Source organism: Phenylobacterium sp., assembly GCF_030697305.1.
Lineage (GTDB): Bacteria > Pseudomonadota > Alphaproteobacteria > Caulobacterales > Caulobacteraceae > Phenylobacterium.
The window spans coordinates 1-8,041 of sequence record NZ_JAUYQL010000034.1 but is presented as its reverse complement, the minus strand read 5'-3'; the positions used below and the strand labels follow the sequence as shown (position 1 = coordinate 8,041).

Genomic DNA, 8,041 nt, shown 5'->3' with positions numbered 1-8,041 from the left:
GGCGAGGCCGACTGGCAGAACAGGGCCAGCAGCAGCCAGACGACCAACCACGGCCGCCGCGCCCCGCCGCCCCAAGTCTTGGCGCCGCTACTCATTCTTCAGCCCACAGCCGTCACCGACTCGCCGAGCCCCCTCGGCGCCGCAATCGATCTCGCGACTATACCCGCCAGTGAGCCAAAAGTTCTTGCGGCGGCGCAATCTTACCTGGCGCCGCCTCGATCTGATGTCGACTTGCACACTGACAGACTGCTCGCAGAAGGCTAAGCTGGCGCTGATGACCAGCGAAAACCGTGAATGCGACCTGGCTGAGCACTTCTCGGAGGATCTCGCTGCGATCGCCCGCATCGATGTGATCCCGAAAATCCTCGAGGTCGTGTGCCGCACGACGGGCATGGGTTTCGCCGCGGTCGCCAGGGTGACCGAAGATCGCTGGATCGCCTGCGCAGTTCGCGACGACATCGCCTTTGGGCTCAAGCCTGGCGGCGAACTCGCCGTCACGACCACCATCTGCAATGAAATCCGCGAGTGCGGTCAGCCGGTGATCATCGACCATGTGGCCGAGGATCCGCTGTTCGCCGAACATGCGACGCCGAAGCTCTATGGATTTCAGAGCTACATTTCCGTGCCGATCCAGCATCGCGGCGCCTTCTTCGGCACGCTGTGCGCGATCGATCCCCGGCCGGCGAAGCTGAACACGCCTGAGATCCGCTCGACGTTCGAACTTTTCGCCGACCTCATCGCCCGGCATCTCGCCGTGCAGGAACAGCTCGTGGTGAGCGAGGCGGCGTTGTCCGACGCTCAAGCCGCCGCCGAGCTGCGCGAGCAGTTCATCGCGGTGCTTGGCCACGACCTGCGAAACCCGCTCGCCTCCATCGACGCCTGCGCCCGCCTGTTGCTGAAGACGCCGCTCAACGACAAGGGCGTGATGATGGCCGGGCAGCTTCAGAAGAGCGTGCGACGCATGGCCGAGTTGATCGCCGATGTCCTGGACTTCGCCCGCGGCAGGCTGGGCGGCGGTTTCGCCATCGATACGCGCGTCGATCCCGCTCTTGGCGCAGCGCTGGAACAGGTGATCGACGAGTTCCACACCGCGCAGCCCGACCGGTTGATCGAAGCCGACATAACCCTGGATCGGCCGATCGCCTGCGACAGCAGCCGGATAGGCCAGCTGCTCTCGAATCTTGTGGCGAACGCGCTGACGCACGGATCGCCAACCACGCCGGTCCGCATCCGCGCCAGGACGACCGGCGACATGTTCGAGTTGTCGGTCGCCAATGGTGGCGTGCCGATTCCCGAGGACACCGTGCGCCGGCTGTTCCTGCCCTTCACCCGCGCGTCCGCCGCGCCTCATCAGCAGGGATTAGGCCTGGGCCTCTACATCGCTTCCGAGATCGCCCGCGCGCACGCCGGCGAACTCAGCGTCTGTTCCGATGCGAAGGAGACTTGCTTCACCTTCCGCATGCCGATCGCCTGGGTCGCGCAGCAGGCCGAGACGCAACGCCGCGAGGCGCAAGTCGCCAGCGAAGCGCACCCGGCCGCCGCACCGAAGGAGTCGGCGTACGCCAGCGCGCGCGCCACGTTCCAGCGCCTCTAGCGCGGTTGATCCAGGGGATGTTCGACGACGACCGGCGGGGCCACGACCATGGCGCCCGCCAGGCACAGGGCGCTGATCGCCGCGAAAGCCGCGGCCGCCAGCGCCGGCCACACGGGCGCGCGCTGCAGTGGTGCGTCTGCCAGCAGCCGGCGCACCCTCGCCATCTCCTCGGCGTCGATCGATGAATCGGTTACGGCCATGGGCGCGAGCATCTGCGCGTGCGCGGCCTCGCGCAATGCACGGCTTGGCGGCGGGCTCCTCACGGCCTAGATAGGCCCGCATGATCCTGGTGATCGATAACTACGACAGCTTCACCTACAACCTGGTTCACTATCTGAACGAACTGGGCGCGGAGACGCGTGTCGTGCGCAACGACGCGCTCAGCGTCGATGAGGCGCTGGGCCTGCGGCCTGACGGCGTCCTGCTGTCGCCCGGCCCCTGCACGCCAAACGAAGCCGGAATCTGCCTATCATTGCTGGAGACGGCGCCCGACGACCTGCCGATCTTCGGCGTCTGCCTCGGGCATCAGGCGATCGGCCAGGCTTTCGGCGGTCAGGTGGTGCGCGCCAAGACGCTGATGCACGGGAAGACCAGCGCCATCGAACATGAAGGCCAAGGCGTATTCGCCGGCCTGCCCCAACCCTTCACCGCCACTCGCTACCACAGCCTGGCCGTGGAGCGGGATAGCCTGCCGGACGTGCTTCAGGTCACCGCCTCGACGCAGGACGGCGAGATCATGGGACTGCAGCATCGCAGCCGTCCGATCCATGGCGTGCAGTTCCACCCCGAGTCGATCGCCACCGAGGGCGGCCACGCGCTGCTGGCGAACTTCCTGAACCTCGCCGCCGCGCGCCGCTCAGTCCCCGCCTAGAGCCGTGTCGGACGCCTTCAAGCCGCTGCTGGGCCGCCTGGCCGATGGCGCGACCCTGTCTGAAGCCGACGCCGAGATCTTCTTCGCCGCTTGCTTGCGCGGTGAGCCAACACCGGCCCAGGTCGCCGCCGCCCTCACCGCCATGCGCATGCGCGGCGAGACCGTCGGTGAGATCACCGCCAGCGCACGCGCCATGCGCGCGGCCGCCGTCCCCCTGGAGCATTCGCTGCAGGTGATCGACGTCTGCGGCACCGGCGGTGACGGCCAGCACACCCTGAACATCTCCTCCGCCGTGGGTTTCGTCGCCGCGGGAGCAGGCCTGAAGGTCGCCAAACACGGCAACCGCGCGCTGTCGTCACGGTCCGGGGCGGGCGACGTGCTGGCCGCCCTGGGCGTTAATCTCGACGTCACCGCCGACCAGCAGCGTCGCGCGCTGGACGAGGCCGGCATCTGCTTCATGTTCGCGCCCGCCCACCATGCCGCGATGCGCCACGTGGCGCCGATCCGCGCCGAGCTGGGGTTTCGCACCCTGTTCAACCTGCTGGGACCGCTGACCAACCCCGCCGGCGCTCAGCGCCAGCTCATGGGCGTTTTCGACCTGCGCTGGGTCGAGCCGCTGGCCCGCGTGCTGGGCGCGCTGGGCGCCGAACGCGCCTGGACCGTGCATGGCGCGGGGATGGACGAGATCACCACAACGGGCGAGACACATGCCGCCGAGTGGCGCGACGGGCAGGTCCGCCTGTTCCGGATCACGCCTGAGGCCGTCGGCCTGCCGCGAGCCGCGCCCGCCGACCTCACCGGCGGCGCGCCACCGGAGAACGCGCAGGCGCTGCGCGCGCTGCTGGACGGCGAGACCGGGCCGTATCGCGACATCGTCCTGCTCAACGCCGCCGCCGCCCTGCTGATCGCCGACAAGGTCGAGACGCTCAGCGAAGGCGTCACGCTGGCGGCGACAGCGATCGACAGTGGCGCGGCGGCCGCCGCGCTGGAGAAGCTGGTGGCGATCAGTCAACCCGCAGGCGCTGAGGCATGAGCGACATCCTCGAACAGATCGCCGCCTACAAGCGCGACGAGGTCTCCACCCGCAAGGCGGCGCGGCCTCAGACCGCCATCGAAGCCGCCGCAGCGCAGGCTTCCGCCCCGCGCGGCTTCCGCGCCGCTCTGGAGCGTCGCGGGGCGGCAGGCCGGCTGGCGCTCATCGCCGAGATCAAGAAGGCCTCGCCGTCACGCGGGGTGATCCGCGAGGACTTCGACCCGCCGGCGCTTGCGCGGGCCTACGAGGACGGCGGCGCGGCCTGCCTGTCCGTGCTCACCGACGGACCGAGCTTTCAGGGGAACGACGCCTTCCTGCGCCAGGCGCGCGAGGCGACCTCCCTGCCCTGTCTGCGCAAGGAATTCCTCGTCGATCCCTGGCAGGTGGCGGAGTCGCGGGCGCTGGGCGCCGACGCAATGCTGATCATCCTGTCGATCAGCGACGACCAGCTCGCCGCAGACCTGCTCAGCGAGGCGGCGCGGCACGGAATGGACGTCCTTGTCGAGGCGCACGACGAGGCCGAAGTGGATCGCGGGCTCGCGCTCGGTGCGACCCTGCTCGGCGTCAACAATCGCAACCTGCGAACCTTCGAGACGGACCTGGCGATCACCGAACGGCTCGCCTCGCGCATCCCGAGCGACGTGTTGCTGGTGACGGAAAGCGGCATCTTCACGCCGGCCGACGCGGCCCGCCTGCAGGGCTTCGGCGCTCGCGCCATGCTGGTCGGCGAGAGCCTGATGAGGCAAGCCGACGTGGCCTCGGCGACTCGCACGCTGCTCGCCTGAGTCGCCGTCCGAGGCCGCCTCCAACCGGCGCTCGCGTTTTCGTGAATCCCGCGGAAAATCATGAACTTGGGTAGTAACTTGACATTAATCCAGAACACCTAGAGAACATCGAGCAACGTTTGCGATTTGTTCCCGAGGCGCACGGCCATGCTCACCCGTAAGCAACACGAACTGCTGATGTTCATCCACGAACGGATCAAGGAGACCGGTGTGTCTCCTTCGTTCGACGAGATGAAGGAGGCGTTGGATCTGGCGTCCAAGTCAGGCATCCATCGGCTGATCACCGCGCTCGAAGAGCGCGGCTTCCTGCGCCGCCTGCCTCACCGCGCCCGGGCGCTGGAGGTGGTGAAACTGCCGCAGGAGGCCACCGCAGCGGCTCCGCCCCGCGGCCGTCAGCCGTTCAGGCCGCAACTGGTGGCCCCGGGCGACAGCATCGCGCCGCTTGCCGCCAACGACGTCCGCGACCTGCCCGTGCTCGGCAAGATCGCCGCCGGTACGCCGATCGAAGCGATCCAGCAGGAGCGTGACCGCCTGCCGGTTCCGGAGTCCATGCTGGGGGCCGGCGAACACTTCGTGCTGGAGGTCCAGGGCGACTCGATGATCAACGCCGGGATCCTCGACGGCGACTTCGTGGTGATCAAGCGCACCGACGCGGCGACGTCGGGCGACATCGTCGTGGCCCTGGTGATGGGCGAGGAAGCCACCTTGAAGCGGCTACGTCGCAAGGGCGCCTCGATCGCCCTGGAAGCGGCGAACCCGGCCTACGAGACCCGCATCTTTGGTCCCGACCAGGTGGCCGTTCAGGGCAAGCTGGTCGGCCTGATCCGCCGCTACCACTAGGCCTCAGCGACCCCAGTTCCAGCTCCAGGGCCGGCTTCCGCGCAGGTCCTGGGCCCAGACCAAGGTCCAGCCGCCAGGGTCGCGCCGCATCTCCAGCGCGCCGCCCCGCGCGAAATCGGCCGCCTGCAGCACCCTGGCCTGCGGACAGACGGCAGGGTCCAGCCCACCTCGGGTGACGACAAGCTCGGCGTTTGCACACAAGGCGGTCAGGCGCTCGGGCTTCACCGGCCGCAGGCTCCAGATCGCCGCGACCGGCGTTGGCGCGCCCTTCAGCGGCGCACAGCTCCAGCGATCACAGTCGAACATCTGATCTCGGATGACAGCATCGCCCTGTGGCTCAAGGCCACGGCGGCGGGCCCAGAGTTCGGCTGCGAACAGCTTCACGTCTGGGCGCAGCAGCACCGCCCGGGTCCCCGACCGCACCGCGGCCGCTGAACCGTCGGCGGCGACCCAGACGTCTGGCGCTGGCGGGCGCGGCGCCAACTGGACCGCCAGCGCCAGCGGCAATCCCAGCCAACGCAGCCGCCCTTTCCACAGGCAAAGCCAGAGCAAGCCCAGAAACGACGCCGGCAAGGCCCAGGCCGGCGCGCTGGCGAACAGCAGGCTCGCGTTCGGTGCGCCCGCGGTGATCCGCGCAACAGACAGCATCGCGGAGATGCCCAGGCCCGCAACCTTCAACGGCCATTCGCCAAGGCCCAGCGGCGCCAGGGCTGCGCCGATCGCCAGGGCCGGCATCATCACGAACGATGAGATCGGCGCCACGGCCAGGTTTGCGAAGAGGCCCCAGGTCGACACCCTGTTGAAGTGCTGGAGCGCGAACGGGCCGGTCGCCAGGCCGGCGACGAAGCTGACCGCCAGACTGAGCACGATCCAAGCGCCCAGGGCCTGGGCGGCGCGGATCGGCCAAGGCACATCGATCTCTCGCGCCGGCCGCGTCCAGGCTTCGGCCAGGGCGACCAGCGCGGCGGTCGCGGCGAAGGACATCTGGAACCCCGGCTCGGTGACGGCCTCCGGCTGCACGACCAGGATCGCCAGAGCGGCGATGGCCAGTGCATGCAGGCTGATCGCCTGGCGGTCGATAAGCATGGCGAAGAAGGCGACCCCGGCGGTGATCGCCGCCCGCGTCGCTGGCGGCGGCGCGCCCGACATCACCAGATAGCCCGACACCGCCGCCAGCCCCGCCAGGGCCGCGAGCTTCTTGCCCGGAACCCGCAACGCGAGCCACGGCCACGCCGCTACGACCAGCCGCACCAGCGCGAAGGCGAACCCCCCGACGATCGCCATGTGCAGCCCGGAAATCGAGATGATGTGGGCGAGGCCGGCGGCGCGCAGGTCGTCCACCTGCTGCTGTGGGATGAAGGCTTCCTGGCCCGTGGTCATGGCCGCGGCCAGCCCGCCGGTCTCCACGCCCATGATCGCGACCATCCGCTCCGCCAGCGCCCAGCGCGCAGCGTTCACCCTCATGGTCAGGCCGAGGCGCCACGGCGGGGCATCTGCGGCGACCGCCACCGGCGGGCGCAGGGCGAACCCCACGCCGCCGACGCTCTCGAAGAAGGCGTCACGGGCGAAATCGTAGCTGCCCGGACTGGCTGGCGGGGGCGGTGGATTGATGATCGCCAGCAGCCTCACGGCTCGTCCCGGGGGCGGAACATCGGCCAGGGCGCGCAAGGTCACCCGGATGCGCACCGGCGTCTCGGCGGCGCTCCAGTCTCCGATGCGGATCGGCGCGATCAGCACGCGCGGCCCCCCACGGCCGGGGCTGGCGACGTCCACCACCCAACCCTCTACCATCTGCGGGCGCCCGCTTTCGGCGGCGACCGGGGCCGCGACCCGTTGCGTGCGCAGCTTGGCGAGCGCGAACCCGGCCAGCGCCACCGACAGCAGGATGAGGCCGACGAAAGCCCAACGACGGCCGGAGGCTCGACGCGCCGCCGCCCACAGGCCCGCAGAGGCCAGCGCAACCAGGCCAGCGGTCCAGGTGAACGGCTCCTTCGGAAGGGCGAAATACACGCCCGCGCCACACCCGAGCGCGACGGGCGCCCAAAGCGTCAGCCGGTCTGTCTGGGCGCGAAGCTGCGCCGCCAGCCACGCCACGGCTCCAGACGCGCTAGGAGCCCTGAGAAGCGCCGTGCTAAGACGCCCCGCCCGCGCTTCGGCTATTCCGCCCGGCGCCTCATCCTCATCCCTGAGTTCGATGCCCGACCGTCCCGTCGTCACCCGTATCGCCCCCTCGCCCACCGGCTCCATGCACATTGGCACTGCGCGAACGGCGTTGTTCAACTGGCTTTACGCCCGCCACACTGGCGGCAGATATCTGCTGCGCGTCGAGGACACCGACCGCGAACGCTCCACGCAGGGCGCGGTGGACGTGATCTTCGAGGGCCTGAAGTGGCTGGGCCTCGAACCCGACGCCGAACCAGTTTTCCAGGCGACGCGCGCAGAGCGCCACCGCGAGGCCGTCGAGCTGATGCTGGCGAACGGCTCCGCCTATCGTTGCTACATGACGGCGGACGAACTCGCCGCTGAACGTGACGTCGCCAGAACCGAGGGCCGTGTGATCCGTTCCCCTTGGCGCGATCGCTCGCCGAACGACGCACTGGAGCGCCCGTTCGTGGTTCGACTGAAAAGCCCGCTGGATGGTGAAACGGTCATCGAGGACCGCGTGAAAGGCGCGGTCATCTTCCGGAATAAGGAACTGGACGATCTGATCCTGCTGCGCACCGACGGCACGCCGACCTACAACGTCGCGGTTGTTGTCGACGACCACGACATGGACGTCACGCATGTGATCCGCGGCGACGACCACCTGTCGAACGCGGCGCGCCAGACCCTGATCTACCATGGCCTCGGTTGGGAGACGCCGGTGTGGGCGCATCTGCCGATGATCCATGGCCCCGATGGATCAAAGCTTTCGAAGC

The 8,041-nt window shown here is 69.1% G+C and carries 8 protein-coding genes; 6 read left to right on the top strand and 2 right to left on the bottom strand.

Annotated elements, in window-relative coordinates:
• Nucleotides 1–274: 274 nt before the first annotated feature.
• Nucleotides 275–1,594, top strand: a complete 1,320-nt coding sequence (locus Q8R27_RS03730; protein ID WP_305697749.1) for a GAF domain-containing sensor histidine kinase — start codon at nucleotides 275–277, stop codon at nucleotides 1,592–1,594.
• On the opposite strand, the gene Q8R27_RS03725 is transcribed toward Q8R27_RS03730, so the two are convergent.
• A complete protein-coding gene (locus tag Q8R27_RS03725) occupies nucleotides 1,591–1,794 on the bottom strand; it encodes a hypothetical protein (protein WP_305697748.1) in 204 nt (67 codons plus the stop codon). The two genes, Q8R27_RS03730 and Q8R27_RS03725, sit on opposite strands and share 4 nt — an antisense overlap.
• An 80-nt stretch (nucleotides 1,795–1,874) precedes the next feature.
• On the opposite strand from Q8R27_RS03725, the gene Q8R27_RS03720 reads away from it, so the two are divergent.
• From Q8R27_RS03720 to lexA, 4 genes are all read left to right on the top strand, one after another.
• Nucleotides 1,875–2,465 (top strand): aminodeoxychorismate/anthranilate synthase component II, encoded by a 591-nt coding sequence (locus Q8R27_RS03720; RefSeq protein ID WP_305697747.1) that lies wholly within the window; start codon nucleotides 1,875–1,877, stop codon nucleotides 2,463–2,465.
• A gap of 4 nt (nucleotides 2,466–2,469) precedes the next feature.
• Nucleotides 2,470–3,498, top strand: a complete 1,029-nt coding sequence (gene trpD / locus Q8R27_RS03715) for an anthranilate phosphoribosyltransferase (RefSeq protein WP_305697746.1) — start codon at nucleotides 2,470–2,472, stop codon at nucleotides 3,496–3,498.
• On the top strand, nucleotides 3,495–4,283 hold the full coding sequence (trpC, locus tag Q8R27_RS03710; protein WP_305697745.1) for an indole-3-glycerol phosphate synthase TrpC: 789 nt from the start codon (nucleotides 3,495–3,497) through the stop codon (nucleotides 4,281–4,283). Before trpD ends, trpC begins: the two co-directional genes overlap by 4 nt.
• 147 nt (nucleotides 4,284–4,430) lie before the next feature.
• The gene (gene lexA, locus Q8R27_RS03705) at nucleotides 4,431–5,123 is read left to right on the top strand and encodes a transcriptional repressor LexA (RefSeq protein WP_305697744.1); all 693 of its coding nucleotides are present in this window, start codon (nucleotides 4,431–4,433) and stop codon (nucleotides 5,121–5,123) included.
• A 3-nt stretch (nucleotides 5,124–5,126) separates the two neighbouring features.
• On the opposite strand, the gene Q8R27_RS03700 is transcribed toward lexA, so the two are convergent.
• Nucleotides 5,127–7,133, bottom strand: coding sequence for a ComEC/Rec2 family competence protein (locus Q8R27_RS03700; RefSeq protein ID WP_305697743.1), 2,007 nt, complete (start codon nucleotides 7,131–7,133; stop codon nucleotides 5,127–5,129).
• Nucleotides 7,134–7,317: 184 nt separating this feature from the next.
• Here Q8R27_RS03700 and gltX point away from each other — a divergent pair.
• Nucleotides 7,318–8,041, top strand: a 724-nt coding sequence (gene gltX / locus Q8R27_RS03695; RefSeq protein ID WP_305697742.1) for a glutamate--tRNA ligase, incomplete at its 3' end; no start/stop codon positions are given.